Raw genomic sequence first — 18,173 nt, 5'->3', positions numbered from 1 at the left:
GTTATAACAAATGGCCTATCCATCGGCCGTGGTCAAGCGCGGTATGCCGGTCGGCGTCAGGATTTAGGGCGCAACTTCGTTTGCACCGCTTTAAAGGCTGGAACCAAGCCATAATGGGCAATTGGCGCAACAATGCCACCCACGATCAAACCAATACATGCGGCGATCCCGGCGCTGATCAACCATGTTACAAAGCCTGCCAGGCCGGGAAGGCCTGTTGCTACTGATTCAGCCAGATGATGAATGGCCTTTTCAGCCGCAGGATAGCCCAACTCATGCAGACCATGAACCAGAATCCCGCCCCCAACCCATAGCATTGCGACCATGCCGATATAGCTCAGAACTTTTAGGAAGATTGGCATGGCCAGCACCAGACCCCGGCCAAACGCGGCAACTGCGGCGACGGTGGAGCGCGCCATGGCCACCCCGGCATCATCGGCTTTAACGATCAGTGCCACCGCGCCATAGACCAGAAGGGTCATGCCCAAACCAACCACGGCCAATACCCCGCCTTGTAACCAGATGGGCGCGGTTGCAACGGTCGACAGCGTGATGGCCATGATTTCGGCTGACAGGATGAAGTCGGTTCGCACCGCACTGGCGACTTTTTCATTCTCTAACTCTTCTGGACTTTTGTCGAAGTCGGCCTCGCCATCATCGCCATGGCCGTGGCCAGCACCGTGCGGTCGCACCAAGTCCATCACCTTTTCATAGCCTTCTAGGCACAGATAGGCCCCACCCAACATCAAAATAGGTGTGATGATCCAAGGCACAAAATAGCTTAAGACCAAAGCCCCGGGTAGCAGGATGATCATCTTATTCTTAAGAGAGCCCCATGCGATTTTGGCAATAATGGGCAATTCACGATCTGCCGCAAAGCCGACGACATAGCGGGGAGTGACGGCTGCATCATCAATGACGATACCGGCGGCCTTGCTCGCCGCCTTGCTGCCCGCCTTGACCGCTTGGGCGGCGGCGTCGTCCAAACTTGCTGCGGCAATCTTTGCAATGGCCGCCACATCGTCCAGCAGTGCCAATAATCCCGAACTCATGACCACCCCCCAAATCATCGAATCTCGCGCCCGATATAGGGAGTTGGCGGACAAGCTGCCATGCCCCACAGCCGACTTCCGCGCTTTTGTCCGCCCGATGTACAGGCGTGATGATCACGTTCGGGTGATCAATGGCCTATAGGTGGGGCATGACCCAGCTTGTGACCTTTCCTTGCCCACCGCATGCACCTTGAAGCCTTGCAGGCATGGCGCGGCCTCGCTAACCAGCCTCGCGAAAGGCAGCTTCATGACCAAATCAAATCCCGGCCTCTTTTTTGAAAACTTTTATGTCGGCATGGTGCTGCGTCATGCCACACCAAAGACGCTGACTGAAGGCGACGTCGCGCTCTACACCGGCCTCACGGGGTCGCGCTATGCGCTCTATAGTTCTGATGCTTTTGCACGAGACGGTGACCTCGATGCTGCCCCCATCGATCCATTGCTGATTTTTCATACCGTCTTTGGCAAGACAGTCCCAGACATCAGCCTAAATGCCGTGGCCAATCTGGGCTATGCGGATGGCCGCTTCCTTGCCCCGGTCTATCCCGGTGACACGCTTTCCGCCGTGTCCGAAGTCATCGGGGTGAAAGAGAATTCCAATGGCAAGACCGGCGTGGTCTATGTGCGGACCACTGGCTTCAATCAGCAAGGCGACGTGGTACTCAGCTATGTGCGCTGGGTCATGGTGAATAAGGCTGATGCAGCCGCACCAGCGCCCACCCCAATTGTCCCTGACCTACCTGCATTTGTTCCTGCAGACGAATTGCCATCACCGGCTCCTTATTGGGAAGGAAACTATGATGGCACGCTCGCAGGGTCTGTTCATAGCTTTGAGGATTATGAGATTGGTGAGCGCATCAACCATGTAGATGGAATGACAGTGGAAGAAGCCGAACATCAGATCGCGACCCGTCTCTATCAGAACACAGCTAAGGTCCATTTTGACGCGATTGTTCAGGCAAGTTCGCGGCAGGGTCGCCGGTTGATTTATGGCGGTGTTGTGATTTCAATTGCACGGGCGCTTGCCTTCAACGGGCTCGCCAATGCTGCCGAGATTTTGGCGATTAATGCTGGACGCCACATCAATCCCTTGTTTGCTGGGGATACGATCTATGCGTGGAGTGAGGTGCTGGACAAGGCGGATCTGGGCCAAGGTCAAGGTGCGCTCCGCTTGCGCCTGATTGCGACCAAAAATGTTTCTGGCTGTGATTTCCCAGGACCAGATAGCTCTGATGCTATTCTGGAGTTTGATTATTGGGCAGCAATTCCGCTGCGCGCCAGTTTTGCGGTTTAAATGGCCTTTGTACTCGACCCACGTCTGGAGGCGGACAGCTTGGCGGCGGCTGATATGGGCTTGTGCCATGTGCGGGTGATGGCGGATGCCCGCTATCCTTGGCTGATTGCAGTGCCGCGCATTGCTGGGGCGGTTGAACTTTTCGACTTGCCGCTGCGCGATAGCCAGCAAGTCTGGGACGAAGTGCAAGCACTGGCTCGTCTGGTTGGCAGGCAGCCCGGCATTATGAAAGTCAATATTGGTGCTTTGGGGAACATTGTTCGCCAATTGCATATCCATATTGTTGGTCGCCATCAGCATGATCCTGCGTGGCCCGGTCCGGTTTGGGGTCACAGCCCAGCCCAAGCCTATGAGCCGGGCGGGGCCGAGGCCTTGATCCATCAAGTTCAAGCCTTGGCACGCCGCCAACAGGAAAAGCAGTGATGAGGTTGATAGGCAGGGATGTGAAATCCTGCCATGACATTGTGCGGGCATGTGGCCCAAGGCGGTCCTAGTTTGTCATGACGATATTGAACACGAACGCGCCAGCTAAGTTTAGCTCTTCCCAGCCTGACCCCTTGGTGTTGGCCCTGGAGCGCCTTGCACGTGAGGCCGGGACTGCCATCTTACAGATCAAGCGCGCCGGGATGGGTACCCGGATGAAGGTTGATGGTTCACCCGTGACCGAAGCTGATCTTGCCGCTGATGCCGTTATCGCCAAAGGATTAGCACGCCTTTTGCCGGCAATGCCGATCATCAGCGAGGAAGCGGACTGCGACCAACCCTATCTTGATGATCCGCACATACCATTCATCTTGGTCGATCCCTTAGATGGTACGCGCGAGTTTGTTACAGGTTCATCAGATTATACGGTGAATATCGCGCTCATAGTCGCGCGCCGCCCGGTTCTCGGCGTGGTGCATCGACCAGAGGATGGATTGTCTTGGGTGGGTGATCTGCGGGGGCTCGACGATGGCGCTTGGCAGATCGGGCCAGATGGCGTGCCCCGGTCAATCCAGACGCGTAAGGCCCAAACGCCTCTGGCTGTAACCGCGTCGCACAGCCATCTGGATCCACAGACCCGGAACTTCCTTGAGCGCCTCGGTCCCCACCATTTGGTTCAGCGAGGATCGTCGGTGAAATTCTGCATTATCGCCGAGGGGCAGGCTGACTTTTATCCCCGCTTTGGCCCAACCATGGAATGGGATACGGCCGCAGGTGATGCCGTGCTTTGTGCTGCTGGTGGTTTGGTGCTGGATATCGATCGACAACCATTTCTTTATGGCAAGCTGGAAACAGGCTGCCGCAATGGCGGTTTCTTCGCCTTGGGCGACCCAAGTTTGACCTCCATTCTTGACTGAGGGCGTGGGATTTAGGCCGCTGCGCGCCCTCTTTGTGCCGCTCTGGCTTGGGTGAAATGGGCATAGAAGCCGGCAATCCAACCAGCCACCACCGGGCCATCTAGCGGCGCATTCAAGCTCGCCAACGCTTGATCTGCGAGGTCCTCGGCAAAGCGGGTGCCGCGGCGCGACCGGATTAGAGCATCCGCGAAGCGGGGGCAAAACTCCGGATGGCCTTGGAAGGATAAGGCCGGGGCGTGATCATAGATCAGGGCTGCAAAGGGGGTGAAGTCCGATTCGGCCAGGACCCGCGCTTTGGCCGGCAGATCGAGCACCTGATCTTGGTGACTCACGGCCAAATGGAAACGCTGACGCGTGGGACCCATCCAGCTTTCGCTTTGCCGGACGTGATAGGAATGCCGGCCAAGGCCCCAGCCTTGCGGGGCTTTATGCGCCCGCCCGCCAAAAGCCTCTGCCATTAATTGATGGCCAAAGCAGATGCCAACCTGGGGCACGCCCTGATGTCCAGCGTCGCGTACCCACGTTTTCAAAGGGCCGATCCAGGCATGGTCATCATAGACCCCGGCGGGCGAACCCGTTATCAGCGCCGCTTCAACCGTGGCCGGATCGGGCAGGGGTTCTCCATCAAGGACGCGGACGGTCTCGCACGTCAAGCTCGGAATATGGGGCGATAACAGGCCTTCCAGCATGGCAGGATAGGACGGAAAATCAGCCCGGATCGGCTCTGGCGGACGACCTGTTTCAAGAATGGTTAGATGCATGGTCACTCTCTAACCCATGTTACGGACAGTTTGGGTGACAAGATTGGTTAGAAATAGCTAACAAAGCTCAAATGCTGTCTGGTGAGGCAGAAATTACTTGATCTGCCCATTTTGGCACATGCCATTTTGTAGACCAGCGCACTTTGAGCCACTTTTTCATCAAGAAACTGTCAACCATGTTTTTTTTCTCTTTCCTAACCTCGATTTTCGTGGCATGTCTTTTGCTCACAGGATTTCGACCTTTCTTAAGGTCCCCTGCATGCGAAAAACTTTTTGAGGCTCCGGCGATCTGTCGGGGCCTTTTTTCTTGCCCTATTCTTTCTTGCCCTATTCTCTGTAGTCGATAATGCGCGTATCAGAGCCTAGCTAAGCCAAGCCAAGCCGCCGGGCGAGGCGCACTTCAGCGGGCACGTCATCTGCTCTGATTTAGATAGGCTATTGAGGGGCAATCAGACCGTTTTGCGGCTGGATTGAAAGGTTGCGACGCTGTAAAGCGCCAGCCCAATCCAGATCAAGGCAAAGGTAACGCCATGAGCCGGGGTGAAATGTTCACCCATGGCCAAGCCAGTGGTGAATTGCAGGGTTGGGGCCAAATATTGCATCAGACCAAGGGTTGTCAGCTTAAGGCCGCGAGCGCCTGTCGCAAACAGGATGAGCGGGATGGCTGTGACTGGTCCCAAGAGCAGTAACAGGCCAGCCATTGACACTGAACCGCCCATCACCGGTCCACCCATTTGTATATGCCACATCATGACTGCCAAGGCGGGTAGAAACAATATCGCCGATTCCCAGAACAACCCGGCCGCTGGTTCAACCGGCGCAAGCTTCCGAACCAGTCCATATAGTGCAAACGAGAAGCCTAATCCGAGTGCGACATAGGGAAAGGCACCGACCATGAACGTCTGATTGGCAACTCCAACGACCGCAAAAATCAACGCTCCCGCCTGCCAACGGGTAAGCTTCTCGCGAAAGAAAATCACGCCCATGATCACATTTATCAAGGGATTGATAAAATAGCCGAGGCTTGATTCAACAATACGATTTTGACCGACCGCCCAAACATACAAAAGCCAGTTGCCGCCGATCAATGCTGCTGACAGGCCTAACAGGCCAAGGGTTCGCCAAGGCACCCGCAATGTTGCCCTCCCGCCAAAGATTAAAGTGGCGACAAGCGCGCACGGAAGGGTCCAGACAATGCGCTGAGCTGTTACCTCCAGCGGCGGCAGTTTGGAGAACACATGCAGGAAGGCGGGTAGCAATCCCCACATCGCATAGGCCGACAACCCCGCCCAGAAGGCAGGTGGTATTGGTTTGGCTTGCGTGTCGGTCATGGACATCCCCCCCCTTTGCCCGGCTTCACCCCGCCAGGCAATGTGCGAAAGGGGGTAAGGTCAGGATTACTGCTTAGGCGTCCACAGCGGTCAGACGCTTTTCAAACGCGCCGCGTTCAACCAATAATTGGGCAATCTGGATCGCGTTGAGCGCAGCGCCCTTGCGCAGATTGTCGGCAACCACCCACATGGCCAAACCATTGTCGACGGTCGGGTCAGAGCGGATGCGCGATACATAAACCGGGAACTCACCGGCGCATTCAACTGGCGTGGCATAGCCACCGGCTTCCCGACGGTCGAGTACGACAATCCCATCGGCCTCTTCCAAGGCCTCGCGCGCCTCAACATCGCTGATTGGCTTCTCAAACTCGATATGGACGGCTTCAGAATGGCCGACAAAGACCGGCACGCGCACCACAGTGGCCGTGACCTTGATTGCCGGGTCCAGCATCTTTTTTGTCTCTGCCACCAGCTTGAACTCTTCGCTGGTATAGCCATCTTCCAAGAAGTCGCCGCCATGGGGAATAACATTGAAGGCGATCTGTTTTGGATAAACTTCTGTTTTCACCGGGTCATTGACGAATATGCCCCGCGTTTGGGTCCACAATTCATCCATCGCATCTTTGCCGGTGCCCGAAACGGATTGATAGGTGGCAATCACCACCCGCTTGATCGTTGCCAGATCATGCAAGGGCTTTAAAGCCACAACCAATTGTGCCGTTGAGCAATTGGGGTTGGCGATGATCATCTTCTTTTTGTAGCCCATGGCGGCATCTGGATTAACTTCAGGCACCACCAATGGGACGTCAGGGTCCATGCGCCATTGGCTGGAATTGTCGATCACCAGACAGCCTTGGCCTGCAATCTTCGGAGACCATTCCTTGGACGTCTTGCCACCCGCGCTCATCAAGCACAGGTCCCAGCCGGTAAAGTCGAAATGGTCCAAGGCCTGGCACTTCAGGGTTTTATCGCCGAATGAAACTTCACGCCCCAATGAACGCCGCGACGCAATGGCCGCAACTTCCGATACTGGGAAGTTCAATTCCGCCAACAAGGCCAACAACTCGCGACCGACATTGCCTGTCGCGCCGACAACGGCAACTCTAAGACCCATGATTTTTCTCCACAGGGCGCCCTCATAAACCCTGACAGACCTCAGGCCAAGTCCAAATGACCCGATTGCTGCGCGCCGTGACTCGCTTAAAGGGCGCGCAGTTTTGGCAGGACTTGGTTAAGTGACTTTTCGATTTTGTCGACCATGAAATCGATCTCATCTGTCGAAATCGTCAGTGGCGGGCACATCACCACGCTGTCGCGAATCCCGCGGACCATCAGGCCATTGGCGATACAAGCATCGCGTACAATTGGGCCGGCTTTGCCTTCTTTGCCGCCAAAGCGGTGGTTGGTGCCAGGTTCAGAGACGATTTCAACCGCCCCAAGCAGCCCTTTTGACCGCACTTGCCCAACAAGTTCATGGTCGGCGAGACGTTGTAGGGCATTGGCAAGGTACGGCCCGGTCACTTCACGTGTGCGGGTGACGAGGTCTTCCCGTTCGATGATTTCAAGATTGCGCTCAGCGACCGCACAACACATCGGGTGGCCTGAATATGTGTAGCCATGAACAAAGTCTCCGCCCTTTTCTCGCAAGACTTCCACAATCGCGCGCGAGGCGATGGTCGCTGAGATTGGTGCGTAGCCGGATGATAATTGCTTGGCCGTGGTAATGATATCGGGTGTAAAGCCGAAGGTGTTATGGCCAAACCACTGGCCCGTGCGGCCGAAGCCGCAAATCACTTCATCAGCCACCAGCAAGACATTATACTTGCGACAGATCGCTTCGATCCTTTGCCAATAGCCTTTGGGTGGAATGATGACACCGCCTGCCCCTTGGATGGGTTCACCGACAAAGGCAGCAACATTCTGGGGACCTACTTTTAAGATTCGGTCTTCGACTTCTTGCGCACAGCGTGCGGCAAAAGCTTCTTCATCCTCCCCGAAACCTTCGTTGAAGGCATAGGGCTGGATCACATGTTCGATTCCGGGGATAGGAAGCGAGCCGATCGCATGCATGGCGCTCATCCCGCCAAGGCTCGCCCCCGCGACGGTTGACCCATGATAGCCATTGCGACGAGCGATGAAGATGTTCTTGTAAGGTTGGCCCTGCACAGCCCAATAATGACGCACCATGCGGAACATAGTGTCGACTGCTTCAGAGCCCGAAGAGTTGAAAAATACATGCTGCAGCTCACCCCCGGTGATGCTGGCAATTTTGGCTGCGAGCCGAACCGCGGGCGCTGTCGCTGTCTTGAAGAAGCTATTGTAATAAGGCAGTTCTAGCATCTGTTCATAAGCAACTTCAGCCAGTTCTTTGCGGCCATAGCCAATTCCGACGCACCACAGACCCGCCATGCCATCGAGGTAGGATTTGCCATCCACGTCCCAGAACTTGCAGCCCTCGGCACGGGTAATAATCCGCGAGCCGCCCAAATCGCGGATTTCGCCATAGTCAGCCTGGGCAGGCAGGTGGTGTGCCAAGTCTAAGCGACGCAGTTCCACAGCGTCATAATTGCGCAGAGCGGTTGCAGGTGGGGTCATGGGTCTCACATCCAGCTGTCATTTGATTGTTATAACAAATAGAACAGCTGAAGGCGCAGGGAAAGTGGTTTCTGCGCACGGACCTGCAATTGCCCGCAACCGAGGGACCCGGTCAAGCCGACTTTAGAGCGATCAAAAGCCGATGGCTTGCAAGAAGCGCTGCCAAAGCGATGGACGGACCTGCAGGCGGATTGCCTTCGGGGCCATCGGTTCATTGAAGTCGTGCAATTCACGTGGGCGGAATGATGCTTTCGCGCTCATCTTGTGCAGGTTCTTCATGGCATTGTCCTCCGGTCGAACACACATTGACCTTCGGTGCCACCGCAGCAAATCGCATGCCAGGAAAATCAAGAGTCCCCGTGCCAAAATGAAAAAGGGCCCGCCGAGTGGCAGGCCCTTGATTATTTGGTCTTTTCCGTAGCTAAGGTCGGTCAGCCATTAGGCTGCAGCGGATTGCTCGCCCGGTGTTGGGTCGCGCAAAACATAGCCACGGCCCCAAACTGTTTCGATATGGTGCTGACCATCGGCTGAAGCTGCCAGCTTCTTGCGGAGCTTGCAGATGAAGACGTCGATGATTTTCAATTCAGGCTCATCCATGCCACCATAGAGATGGTTCAGGAACATTTCCTTGGTGAGCGTCGTCCCTTTGCGGAGCGACAGCAGTTCCAGCATTTGATACTCTTTGCCGGTCAGGTGAACGCGTTGATTGTTCACTTCCACCGTTTTCTGGTCGAGATTGACCACGATGTCGCCGGTGCGGATCATCGATTGTGAATGGCCCTTAGAGCGACGCACAACCGCGTTGATGCGGGCAACCAACTCGTCTTTATGGAAGGGCTTGGCAACAAAATCGTCCGCGCCTACGCCGAGGCCACGTACTTTCGTGTCAATATCACTGGTTCCAGACAGGATCAGGATCGGTGTTCCGACACGTGAATTGCGCAATTGCCGCAACACGTCAAAGCCGTTCATATCGGGCAATGTGAGGTCAAGAAGGATGATGTCATAATCATACAACTTGCCCAGGTCGACGCCCTCCTCGCCCAGGTCCGTTGTGTAGATATTGAAGCCCTCAGACTTCAGCATTAACTCAATCGACTGCGACGTGGCGCTATCGTCTTCAATCAACAGAACCCGCATGGAGCCCCCTCCGACATGCCCTCTTTGGGCGGTGTAACAACCAACAAGCCAAGCCTTAGCTGATTTGCTCAAGCATGGTTAACCGCTTTTTGCGGCTTGCATGATATTTTGCACATGTTGGACTCATGTTTGCCCTGCTGATCTTTACGACAGGTTAACGCGACGCAGTTCAAAGGTGCATTTATCAACCATATTCACCGCTTTCTTCACATTTGATATGAAGAAGACGAATGGTGCAGGTAGGAGCAGGGCGGCAGGATGCGTCCAAACGGACATCTCAGGGCAAGTGGCGGCGTCCGTTTGGCGGATTTGGCTGAGACCTTGGGTCGACTTGATCACACACGCTATGAGGGACGTATCCTTGCCGTTCGCGGTTTAATGGTCGAAGCAAGCGGGCCGCCGCAGGCCCTTGCTTTGGGCGCGCGCGCGGTGGTGGAAACGGCTGGCGGACCGACACGGCTCGAAATTGTCGGCTATCGTGATGGTCGGGCGCTGTTAATGCCGTTTGAGAATGTGGAGGGCCTGCGCGCCGGGGCTAGTCTGACCTTCGAAGGATCCTCGCCGATGATCGCCCCGTCCTCGGCATGGTTAGGACGCGTCATTGACGCTTTTGGCCAGCCGGTTGATGGGGGACCGCCAGTTGCCAATGGCTCCCACCCCCGGTTGGTGCGCGGCGTGCCACCCCCCGCCCATACGCGCATCCGTGTGGGTGGACGCATGGAGACGGGGATTCGAGCCATCGATGCCTTTTGCGCGCTTTGCCAAGGTCAACGCATGGGTATTTTCGCCGGCTCTGGTGTTGGCAAGTCTGTCTTGTTGTCGCAACTGGCCAAGGGTGCGCAAGCCGATGTGGTCGTCATCGGTTTGATTGGCGAGCGTGGCCGCGAGGTCCGCGAGTTTCTCGAGGACACGTTGGGCCCCGAAGGCTTGCGCCGGTCGGTGGTTGTGGTGGCAACATCAGATGAGAGTAGTCTCAAGCGCCGTCAGGCCGCTTATACGACCTTGGCCGTGGCTGAGCATTTCCGAGACCAAGGTTTGCAGGTTTTGTGCCTGCTCGACAGTGTGACCCGCTTTGCGATGGCACAGCGTGAGATTGGGCTTGCCACTGGAGAACCGCCAACAACCAAGGGCTATACTCCCACGGTCTTCGCTGAACTGCCAAAACTGCTGGAGCGCGCAGGACCAGGTGCACCGACTGGCCAGGATCAGATTGGTTCAATCACCGGCTTATTCACAGTATTGGTTGACGGTGGCGACCATGATGAGCCGGTTGCCGATGCAGTGCGCGGCATTTTGGATGGTCACTTGGTGTTGGAGCGCGCGATTGCCGAGCGAGGTCGATTCCCCGCCCTCAACATCCTTAAATCCGTCTCGCGCCTCATGCCGGAGTGCCATAGCCTTGAAGAGCAGCACCTTGTGCGCGAGGCCAAGCGGGCCCTTGCCGCCTATTCGGATATGGAAGAATTGATTCGACTGGGGGCATATCGGCGTGGCGCCGATCCAGTTACAGATCGGGCGATTACGCTGGCGGAGCCGCTGGAGATTTTTCTGTCACAAGGCAAGCATGAGCGAAGTGGCTTTGATGAGACTTTCCAACGCCTCGCGGATATCTTGGCGATTGAAGGCTAAGCCAAAAATCGTGACCATAAGCTGGATGTTTCGGAGTCTTTCAATTGGAAAAGACTAAAAAAGCTACTCGCGGGAAAATGCGAGACATCAAAACAGCGATTTCTTAACTCCCGACGTGTATAGGAAACTGAAACGTAGGGAAAAGCGGTATGAAAACGGGCGCCACGCTCATCAAACTGGCCAGGCATAAGGTCGACAGCGTTCAGGCGCTGATCGGCGCGGCTGAGCGGACCAAAGAAGATATTGAACGCAAAAAGGCTGACCTTGTGGTCGCTGAAAAGCGCGAGCGCGCCCGTGCCGAAGCCGATCCAGGCATGATGGGGCATTGGGTCGCCTATTCTCAGGTGCTGGCCGCCCAGCGGGCCAATCTGGATGCCTCACTTCAAGGCGTTGAAGAGCAATTGGACGCCCTTCGTGGTGACTTGCAGGCTGCCTTCGAAGAGCAGAAAAAGTACGAAATGCTCGAAGAACGGCGAATGGGTCGTCTGTCGGCCTCACGTGCCAAGCGTGAACAAGCCCAGATGGACGAAGCCGCCATGATGCGGGCCGCCAAACGTCGCTCCTATTAAACGCGGCCTCCGCCAAACAGCCAATTTATCACGAATTTTTCCGGGTTCGCTGCGCCAAGGGATGCGCGCGCTCGACCAGTTCGGTCAGGCGGGCATCGGCAACATGTGTATAGATTTGCGTTGTCGCAATATCGGCGTGACCCAGCATGACTTGGACCGATCGCAAGTCCGCACCCCCTTCCACCAAATGGGTGGCAAAGGCATGGCGTAAGACGTGTGGGCTCAGTTTTTTGGGGTCCAGCCCGGCGTCGGCTGCCAAACCATCCAATAGCCGCCCAAACTCCCGCCGCCCTAAATGGCCCGCCTTGCCTTTGGCTGGAAACAAGAATTTTTGCGCATCGGCTCGGACAGGGCCGTCCGGCAAGCTTTTGGGCCGTTGGTCTAGCCACAGGCGCAATGCGTCGCGCGCATGCGAACCCAATGGAACCAGCCGCTCCTTGCCGCCTTTCCCTTTGACGCGCAAAGCTGCCACATCCAACCGTCCCACCGTCCGTATCGGCAAGCCCACCAATTCACTCACCCGTAAGCCGCAGCCGTAAACCAGCTCGATCAGGCAGCGTGCACGCACTGCTTTCCAGCCTGCCAAGCGGTCCGCTGCAGCAAGCAAGGCGTCGATATCACTGGCATCGACAGTTTTGGGCAAAGCCCGTCCCCGCTTTGGTCCGTCCCAAAGTCGTGTCGGATCGTCTGAGCACCAACCCTGGCTGACGGCAAATTGGAAAAACTGACGCAAGGCGGCCCTGCGTCTTGCCACTGTCGTTGGGCTGAGGCCGCGATTGTTCAAGTCCTCAGCGAAAGCCGCGATGTCTTTGGGCTCTACGGCCATTAAACTGGCTTGTCGCGGCGCGATGAAACAGTCGAAATCAATCAAGTCCCGCCGATAGGCATCCAGAGTATTGCGGGCTGCGCCACGCTCCACCCCGATCATTTCAAGAAAAGCATCAATCTGATTGTTCAATTTGGCGGCGTCCAATTCGGCTTAGCCTGTGTGCGGGCAGGGGGGCGGCTAGGTGCTTGAGATTGGCCTCTGGGGGGCACTTTTGCTTTGGGTTGGCTGGCGGGTGGCCTAGAAGCCGGCGCGGCCTTGGGTTGTGGTGGATTGGCAGGAGCAGCCTTTGGCCTTGGTGCCGCCGGGGCGGCCGCCCCACTTGATGACGGTCCCGTATTTGGGGGAGGACTTGCGCGATTGCTGGGCGGGGCAGCAACTGCCGGCCCAGTGGGCGCGGGATTGGCCGCTCCTGTCGCACTTGGCTTTGTCGGCACAACCATATCAAGGGCCAGCAAATATTCACGTGCGAGTGCGACAGCCCCATCCCGCAGGCCAACCTGGCGCAGGGCACTTACAGCAATCGCAACAGTTTCAGCATCCGCACTGGCCGGCTCCTGGCCCTGCAGCGCAAGTCCGGCGAGCAAGATCACCTCACCTTTTGCCCCGCGCGCCGCAGCAAAACTCAGAGCTGTGCGAACCCCCGCTTGCCCGCCTTTCACATCTGGCAGACCAGGTTGCAGCAGGGCAGATAATCCCCCTTGTGGCGGTAGGCCAGCGGACCAGGCAATCAAAGCATCACGAACGGCTTGGCGTTGTGCGGCAGGATTTGTCGCAGTCTCGATGTGGCGTTGGACGGGCCTGTCATCGGCCACTGGATCAAGCAATGCCAAGATTAGGCGTTGGCGTGGGCTCATTGGCCGGGTCGAGCGGTCGCGAAGTGCTTGGGCCAAAGGCGCATCACCGACCCATAAGGCCGCCTCGATCAAAGCCGGAAGTGTTTCGTCAGGAATTTGCTCGGGTGCCGTAGCCAGATGGGCCTTCAGATCTGGCACCAGCAAACGGGCTTCCAAGGCGCGGGCTTGGGCGTTCGGGCTTTGGCTGATCCGGCTGGCCCAGCTAAACGCCAAGGGCGGTGGTGGTGGTTCGGGAGCTAAGCTTGAGCCGGCCTCCTGTGTTGGCGCAACAGGGGCAGTGACCGCCTCGGGTGTAACCACATGCAGCACCGGCCCCCGCAATCGGGCTTCTTGGGCAGGTGTGGCAACACCTGTCTGGGCCGCCCGCCGCATAAGAGCCGTTAGATCTTCCTCCGTCACGCTGGTCCGGATATCTGGCCAATTCAGGATGGCTGAAAGGCTGGCCGGATCCCCTGATGAAACAGTCGTGCGCGGGATCTTGAGGCCGGCTTTGATCGATAAAGCAAGCGCCCGACCGCTGTCTGCCCGCAAAGGGGGTGGGCTGGAAACCGGGCCAGAACTGGCTGCGACCGCCCGACCAAGCCATGTGTCCGTTAGGCCTTTGGTGCGGGCGAGATCAACCGACAGATTGGCGGCCGCACCCTCATTGTTTAGCGCATAACAAACAGCGCGCGATTCCAGCCATAATGTACCGCTCTGACTTTCAGGAGTTGCTTCAAGCCCCGGTGTGGAGAGCCATGAGCAGGCCTCTTCGGTTCTACCGGCGCGAAATGCAGCATCCATCGCCAAAAATGTCAGGGCGGGATCGCGGTTCAAACGCGGCACAGAGTCAAAAAGCCGAGCTGTTGCCTCAGCCGGACCCAGCTTGCTGGCAGCGCGGAAACGTCCGCGCGCTAAATCCTGGTCGCCGGTAGGGGCAGCGCCGCCCGAAAAAATGGCCTGACGAACAAGGCGCTGCAAAACCGGGAAGCGTTGATCGGCTTGAATTCTCTCAAATACAATCGCCAAAGTACCCGGATCAGCACCGATCCAGAGGTCGGAGTCGAGCCTGTCCAAGCCTTCGGGTAGAGCCGCCGCCCCCCAGGGACCGACATCCTGCAAGGTCGAGGCTTCAATCTTCGCGCTGGACTGGGCCAGAAGCGATGTCGCGCCAAGCGACCAGATCAGAGTGCTACAGAGAATGAGCTTGCGTATCATAAGACGTGTCATAACCCAATTTACGGCAAATCCGAGGCCTTGAGCACTGCGATCCATGCGCATTTTCTCTTGTGCCACCAGATTGCGCGACCCCCGCGACAAACCGTAGCTTTGTCCCTATGTTCGCAGATCGTTCTTATCTTAGCGAATCACATGCATGTCCAGCGAGCCGTTTTCTGAGCCCAAGTCCTTGTCGATTTCTGAGCGTGCAATGGCGCGTGCGCCCGGCAATAGAGGTGAAGCGGCTTCTCCCTGGATGGCAGGGCTCAATCCTGAACAGCGCGAGGCGGTGGAAGCCTTAGATGGGCCGGTTTTGGTGTTATCTGGGGCTGGAACCGGCAAAACGCGCGTGTTGACAGCCCGTCTCGCCCAGCTTCTGGCCACCGGACGCGCAAAGCCTTGGGAAATATTGTCGGTCACCTTTACCAACAAAGCGGCGCGCGAAATGCGCGATCGTATTCAAAGTCTGATTGGTCCTGCGTCCGAGGGATTGCGCTGGCTTGGGACGTTTCACTCCACCAGCGCGATGATCTTGCGCCGACATGCTGAATTGGTCGGGCTGAAACCCAGCTTCACCGTGCTTGATACTGATGATCAGATCCGATTGCTCAAGCAGGTGATCGAGGCTGAGAATATTGACCAAAAGCGATGGACCCCGCGCTTTTTAGCCAGCCTGATTGATGGCTGGAAGAATCGTGCCCTGACGCCGGAGAAGGTCCCGGCTGAGGAATCCTTCCTATTTGCCAATGGCAAAGGAGCCAAACTCTATGCGACCTATCAGGCGCGGCTCAAAATCCTGAATTGTGTCGATTTTGGTGATCTCCTGCTTGAAACAATCAGCCTGTTCTTGAAGGAGCCAGATTTGTTGGCGGAGTATCACGACCGCTTCAAATATATTCTCGTTGACGAGTATCAGGACACAAATGTGGCTCAGTATTTGTGGCTGCGCCTTTTGGCTCGCAAACGGCGCAACCTGTGCGTGGTCGGGGATGATGACCAGTCCATCTATGGCTGGCGTGGGGCCGAAGTCGACAATATCCTTCGCTTTGAACATGACTTTCCAGGAGCCAAAATCGTCCGACTGGAGCGCAATTACCGATCAACCCCGCACATTTTGGCTGCGGCAAGCCATTTGATCGCCGCCAATCAGAACCGGCTGGGCAAAACATTGTGGACCGATATGTCCGAGGGTGATCGGGTGCTGGTCCGCGGCGTGTGGGATGGGGAAGCCGAGGCCCGCCTGATTGCCGATGATATCGAACAATGGCGGCGGCTGGGTCGACGCTATGATGAAAGTGCGGTTCTGGTGCGCGCGTCATGGCAGATGCGGGCCTTTGAAGAACGCTTTTTAATGTTGCAAATCCCCTACAAAGTGATCGGCGGACCACGCTTCTTCGAACGCGCAGAAATCCGTGACGCCCATGCTTATCTGCGTCTCATCCGCTCACCCGATGATGATCTGGCCTTTGAGCGCATCGTCAATGTTCCAAAGCGTGGCATTGGTGACACCAGTGTCCAGCGCATCGGCGCTGCGGCCCGTCTGGCTGGGGTGTCGCTTCACACCATGTCCCAACAATTAATGGGAAGTGATGAACTTAAAGGTGCCGCCCGCACCGGGCTGGCCCGCTTCATCCGTCAATTAGACCATTGGCGTCAAAAGGCGTTGGAACTTCCCCACACAGAACTGGCCGAATTGATCCTGGAAGAAAGCGGCTATACCGACATGCTGAAGGCGGACAAGAACCCGCAAGCGGCCTCTAAGCTCGACAATTTGAAGGAATTAGTCCGGTCGATGGGCCAGTTTGACACGCTGGCCGCCTATCTGGAACATATTGAGTTGGTGATGGATCTCGATCGGGCTGAAGAAGGCGACAGCGTTCAGATTCTAACCCTGCACGCGGCTAAAGGCCTTGAATGGCCGCTCGTCTTTTTGCCGGGTTGGGAGGAGGAGGTATTTCCTTCGCGGCGCGCACTCGACGACAAGGGTGATAAGGCGCTGGAAGAAGAACGCCGCCTCGCCTATGTCGGCATCACTCGGGCGCGGGAAAGTGCGCGCATCAGCTTTGCCGCCAATCGGCAGATTTATGGGCGCTGGACCAGTGTGCTTCCCAGCCGCTTTGTTGACGAATTGCCTGACGGTCATGTCGATGCCGTGTCCGACACCGGCTATTTCAATCAGGGCACAGGGGGAGCTGCAGAGCGGTTTGCGGCTTACGGACCGCTTTCTACCCAGCCCGGCAATGGTTTCGGCACGGGCTATGAGAGCCCGGGGTGGAAGCGAGCCCAAGCAGCCGCGGCCTTAGGCAAAGTCGCTTCTGGAACTGTGCGCGGCTTTGGCGGGCCAGTCATTGATGGTGAGGCAAAGCTCTTGGCGCGTACCGGGGCCGGCGATGCCAAATACCAGCTGGGCCAGCGGATTTTCCACGACAAGTTTGGCTATGGTGCCGTGCGCCACGTTGAAGGCTCGAAGCTAACCATCGCGTTCGAGAAATCAGGCGAGAAAAAAGTCCTCGATAGTTTCGTGCGTCCCGCCTGAGGAGTCTGGCGGGACGGTCACGCCGCCTTATTGCCGGAAGAGGCTCAAGATGCTTTGCGGGGCTTGGTTGGCAATCGACAGGGCTTGTGTGCCCAGCTGTTGCTTGACCTGAGCTGCCTGCAAACGGGCCGATTCCACAGCAAGGTCTGCGTCCACCAGATTGCCGATCCCGCCCTTGATGCTGTCTTGCAGCTTGGAAACAAAGATTTCGTGGTTTTCAATCCGCTTGGCAGATGCGCCCAGGCGGGCCAATTCGGAGTTGACATACTCCAGCGACGCCACGATCCGGTCGCGGACGGTGGCGGCATTGGCGGCTGTGTCCAGCACATCGGTATCGCCCAGATAAATGTCTGCGGCTGGTGAGGCTGGGGTGGTCCCTGCTCCCGTGGTGAGGCGCAGGTCGAGAATAGGCAGGGTTACCGTCAGCGAGCCCGTTGAATTAGCCAAGAATGTGAAATTGGCTGCGGCCCCATTGAGTGCATTGCCGCCGTCAAAGACCGCATTGGCGATCACCGAGGCGACTTGGTCGCGCAGTGCGATGAATTCGGCATTATAGGCTGCCCGAGAGGTAGCACTCGCCGACGCGTCAGAGGCTGCCACGGCTTTTTCGCGCATCTGGGAAAAGATGTCTGAAATCTGCTCCCCGGCAGCCAGAGCCACATCGGCAATTGATTTAGCGCGATTGAGGCTGTTGCGAACCGCATCATAGGCCGACATTTCCGACCTTTGTTGCTGGGCGATATTGTAGATCGCGCCATTATCCTTGGCTTGGGCGACCTTCAAACCGGTGTTGATCCGATTTTGGATGCCATCCATTTCGCGATTGGTTTTGTTCAGGTTCTGCAGGGCGGTCATTGCCCCCATATTCGTATGCACGCTACCTGACATGGCTCGCTCTTTCTTGTCTAATCACGCGGTGATCATCATATGGGCTTGTCGCTTTGTGGGGCGCTTCGCCAAGAATTCAAATCACCTTCGGTAAGTTACAGAAGTTTTGGCAAAAACATGGTGAACATTTGGTAAATCCAAGAAATTGGATGTTCACC

At 56.8% G+C, this 18,173-nt stretch carries 16 protein-coding genes; 6 read left to right on the top strand and 10 right to left on the bottom strand.

Annotated elements, in window-relative coordinates; translation table 11 throughout:
• Positions 1 to 56 precede the first annotated feature (56 nt).
• The gene (locus tag PbB2_RS01855) at positions 57 to 1,052 is read right to left on the bottom strand and encodes a DUF808 domain-containing protein (protein WP_108983874.1); all 996 of its coding nucleotides are present in this window, start codon (positions 1,050 to 1,052) and stop codon (positions 57 to 59) included.
• 247 nt (positions 1,053 to 1,299) lie between these two features.
• Here PbB2_RS01855 and PbB2_RS01850 point away from each other — a divergent pair, with 247 nt between their 5' ends.
• The 3 genes from PbB2_RS01850 (at position 1,300) to cysQ (ending at position 3,686) form a co-directional block, all read left to right on the top strand.
• The gene (locus PbB2_RS01850; protein WP_108983573.1) at positions 1,300 to 2,346 is read left to right on the top strand and encodes a MaoC family dehydratase; all 1,047 of its coding nucleotides are present in this window, start codon (positions 1,300 to 1,302) and stop codon (positions 2,344 to 2,346) included.
• Positions 2,347 to 2,769 (top strand): HIT domain-containing protein, encoded by a 423-nt coding sequence (locus PbB2_RS01845; RefSeq protein ID WP_108983572.1) that lies wholly within the window; start codon positions 2,347 to 2,349, stop codon positions 2,767 to 2,769.
• Between the two features lie 77 nt (positions 2,770 to 2,846).
• A complete protein-coding gene (cysQ, locus tag PbB2_RS01840) occupies positions 2,847 to 3,686 on the top strand; it encodes a 3'(2'),5'-bisphosphate nucleotidase CysQ (RefSeq protein ID WP_108983571.1) in 840 nt (279 codons plus the stop codon).
• Between the two features lie 11 nt (positions 3,687 to 3,697).
• On the opposite strand, the gene PbB2_RS01835 is transcribed toward cysQ, so the two are convergent.
• From PbB2_RS01835 to ctrA, 6 genes are all read right to left on the bottom strand, one after another.
• Positions 3,698 to 4,447, bottom strand: coding sequence for a glutamine amidotransferase-related protein (locus tag PbB2_RS01835; RefSeq protein ID WP_108983873.1), 750 nt, complete (start codon positions 4,445 to 4,447; stop codon positions 3,698 to 3,700).
• A 449-nt stretch (positions 4,448 to 4,896) separates the two neighbouring features.
• Positions 4,897 to 5,778, bottom strand: a complete 882-nt coding sequence (gene rarD / locus PbB2_RS01830) for an EamA family transporter RarD (RefSeq protein WP_192576110.1) — start codon at positions 5,776 to 5,778, stop codon at positions 4,897 to 4,899.
• Positions 5,779 to 5,851: 73 nt separating this feature from the next.
• On the bottom strand, positions 5,852 to 6,892 hold the full coding sequence (locus tag PbB2_RS01825) for an aspartate-semialdehyde dehydrogenase (RefSeq protein WP_108983569.1): 1,041 nt from the start codon (positions 6,890 to 6,892) through the stop codon (positions 5,852 to 5,854).
• Positions 6,893 to 6,978: 86 nt separating this feature from the next.
• Entirely contained in the window at positions 6,979 to 8,373 is a 1,395-nt protein-coding gene (locus tag PbB2_RS01820; protein WP_108983568.1) for an aminotransferase, read from the bottom strand.
• Between the two features lie 132 nt (positions 8,374 to 8,505).
• The gene (locus PbB2_RS15985) at positions 8,506 to 8,652 is read right to left on the bottom strand and encodes a hypothetical protein (RefSeq protein WP_192576109.1); all 147 of its coding nucleotides are present in this window, start codon (positions 8,650 to 8,652) and stop codon (positions 8,506 to 8,508) included.
• Positions 8,653 to 8,811: 159 nt separating this feature from the next.
• Positions 8,812 to 9,513 carry a response regulator transcription factor CtrA gene (gene ctrA, locus PbB2_RS01815; RefSeq protein WP_085341292.1) on the bottom strand — a complete coding sequence of 234 codons (702 nt, stop codon included), beginning with the start codon at positions 9,511 to 9,513 and terminating at the stop codon, positions 8,812 to 8,814.
• Between the two features lie 300 nt (positions 9,514 to 9,813).
• Here ctrA and fliI point away from each other — a divergent pair, with 300 nt between their 5' ends.
• Both fliI and PbB2_RS01805 read left to right on the top strand, forming a co-directional pair.
• Positions 9,814 to 11,142 (top strand): flagellar protein export ATPase FliI, encoded by a 1,329-nt coding sequence (gene fliI, locus PbB2_RS01810; RefSeq protein WP_420887447.1) that lies wholly within the window; start codon positions 9,814 to 9,816, stop codon positions 11,140 to 11,142.
• Positions 11,143 to 11,291: 149 nt separating this feature from the next.
• Positions 11,292 to 11,711 carry a flagellar export protein FliJ gene (locus tag PbB2_RS01805; protein WP_108983566.1) on the top strand — a complete coding sequence of 140 codons (420 nt, stop codon included), beginning with the start codon at positions 11,292 to 11,294 and terminating at the stop codon, positions 11,709 to 11,711.
• Between the two features lie 28 nt (positions 11,712 to 11,739).
• On the opposite strand, the gene PbB2_RS01800 is transcribed toward PbB2_RS01805, so the two are convergent.
• Together PbB2_RS01800 and PbB2_RS01795 are read right to left on the bottom strand one after the other, a co-directional pair.
• Positions 11,740 to 12,684: a site-specific tyrosine recombinase XerD gene (locus PbB2_RS01800; RefSeq protein WP_272949218.1), complete on the bottom strand. Its 945-nt coding sequence runs from the start codon at positions 12,682 to 12,684 to the stop codon at positions 11,740 to 11,742.
• Positions 12,666 to 14,603, bottom strand: a complete 1,938-nt coding sequence (locus tag PbB2_RS01795; protein WP_145959864.1) for a hypothetical protein — start codon at positions 14,601 to 14,603, stop codon at positions 12,666 to 12,668. Before PbB2_RS01795 ends, PbB2_RS01800 begins: the two co-directional genes overlap by 19 nt.
• 145 nt (positions 14,604 to 14,748) lie before the next feature.
• Between PbB2_RS01795 and PbB2_RS01790 the strand changes: the two genes are divergently transcribed.
• Positions 14,749 to 17,127 carry an ATP-dependent helicase gene (locus tag PbB2_RS01790; protein ID WP_108983564.1) on the top strand — a complete coding sequence of 793 codons (2,379 nt, stop codon included), beginning with the start codon at positions 14,749 to 14,751 and terminating at the stop codon, positions 17,125 to 17,127.
• Between the two features lie 27 nt (positions 17,128 to 17,154).
• Here the strand turns inward: PbB2_RS01790 and PbB2_RS01785 are convergent, their stop codons facing one another.
• Positions 17,155 to 18,015: a flagellin N-terminal helical domain-containing protein gene (locus tag PbB2_RS01785; RefSeq protein WP_108983563.1), complete on the bottom strand. Its 861-nt coding sequence runs from the start codon at positions 18,013 to 18,015 to the stop codon at positions 17,155 to 17,157.
• Positions 18,016 to 18,173 lie beyond the last annotated feature (158 nt).

This window comes from Candidatus Phycosocius bacilliformis (assembly GCF_003112735.1).
Lineage (GTDB): Bacteria > Pseudomonadota > Alphaproteobacteria > Caulobacterales > Aquidulcibacteraceae > Aquidulcibacter > Aquidulcibacter bacilliformis.
The sequence above is the reverse complement of the archived record's forward strand: the minus strand, read 5'-3'. Positions and strand labels throughout refer to the sequence as shown.

Bases quoted from the DNA above. Each gene is read 5' to 3' on its own strand.
- PbB2_RS01855 (WP_108983874.1), bottom strand. From the start codon at position 1,052: ATGAGTTCGGGATTATTGGCACTGCTGGACGATGTGGCGGCCATTGCA.
- PbB2_RS01850 (WP_108983573.1), top strand. From the start codon at position 1,300: ATGACCAAATCAAATCCCGGCCTCTTTTTTGAAAACTTTTATGTCGGC.
- PbB2_RS01845 (WP_108983572.1), top strand. From the start codon at position 2,347: ATGGCCTTTGTACTCGACCCACGTCTGGAGGCGGACAGCTTGGCGGCG.
- cysQ (WP_108983571.1), top strand. From the start codon at position 2,847: ATGACGATATTGAACACGAACGCGCCAGCTAAGTTTAGCTCTTCCCAG.
- PbB2_RS01835 (WP_108983873.1), bottom strand. From the start codon at position 4,447: ATGCATCTAACCATTCTTGAAACAGGTCGTCCGCCAGAGCCGATCCGG.
- rarD (WP_192576110.1), bottom strand. From the start codon at position 5,778: ATGACCGACACGCAAGCCAAACCAATACCACCTGCCTTCTGGGCGGGG.
- PbB2_RS01825 (WP_108983569.1), bottom strand. From the start codon at position 6,892: ATGGGTCTTAGAGTTGCCGTTGTCGGCGCGACAGGCAATGTCGGTCGC.
- PbB2_RS01820 (WP_108983568.1), bottom strand. From the start codon at position 8,373: ATGACCCCACCTGCAACCGCTCTGCGCAATTATGACGCTGTGGAACTG.
- PbB2_RS15985 (WP_192576109.1), bottom strand. From the start codon at position 8,652: ATGAAGAACCTGCACAAGATGAGCGCGAAAGCATCATTCCGCCCACGT.
- ctrA (WP_085341292.1), bottom strand. From the start codon at position 9,513: ATGCGGGTTCTGTTGATTGAAGACGATAGCGCCACGTCGCAGTCGATT.
- PbB2_RS01805 (WP_108983566.1), top strand. From the start codon at position 11,292: ATGAAAACGGGCGCCACGCTCATCAAACTGGCCAGGCATAAGGTCGAC.
- PbB2_RS01795 (WP_145959864.1), bottom strand. From the start codon at position 14,603: ATGACACGTCTTATGATACGCAAGCTCATTCTCTGTAGCACTCTGATC.
- PbB2_RS01790 (WP_108983564.1), top strand. From the start codon at position 14,749: ATGTCCAGCGAGCCGTTTTCTGAGCCCAAGTCCTTGTCGATTTCTGAG.
- PbB2_RS01785 (WP_108983563.1), bottom strand. From the start codon at position 18,015: ATGTCAGGTAGCGTGCATACGAATATGGGGGCAATGACCGCCCTGCAG.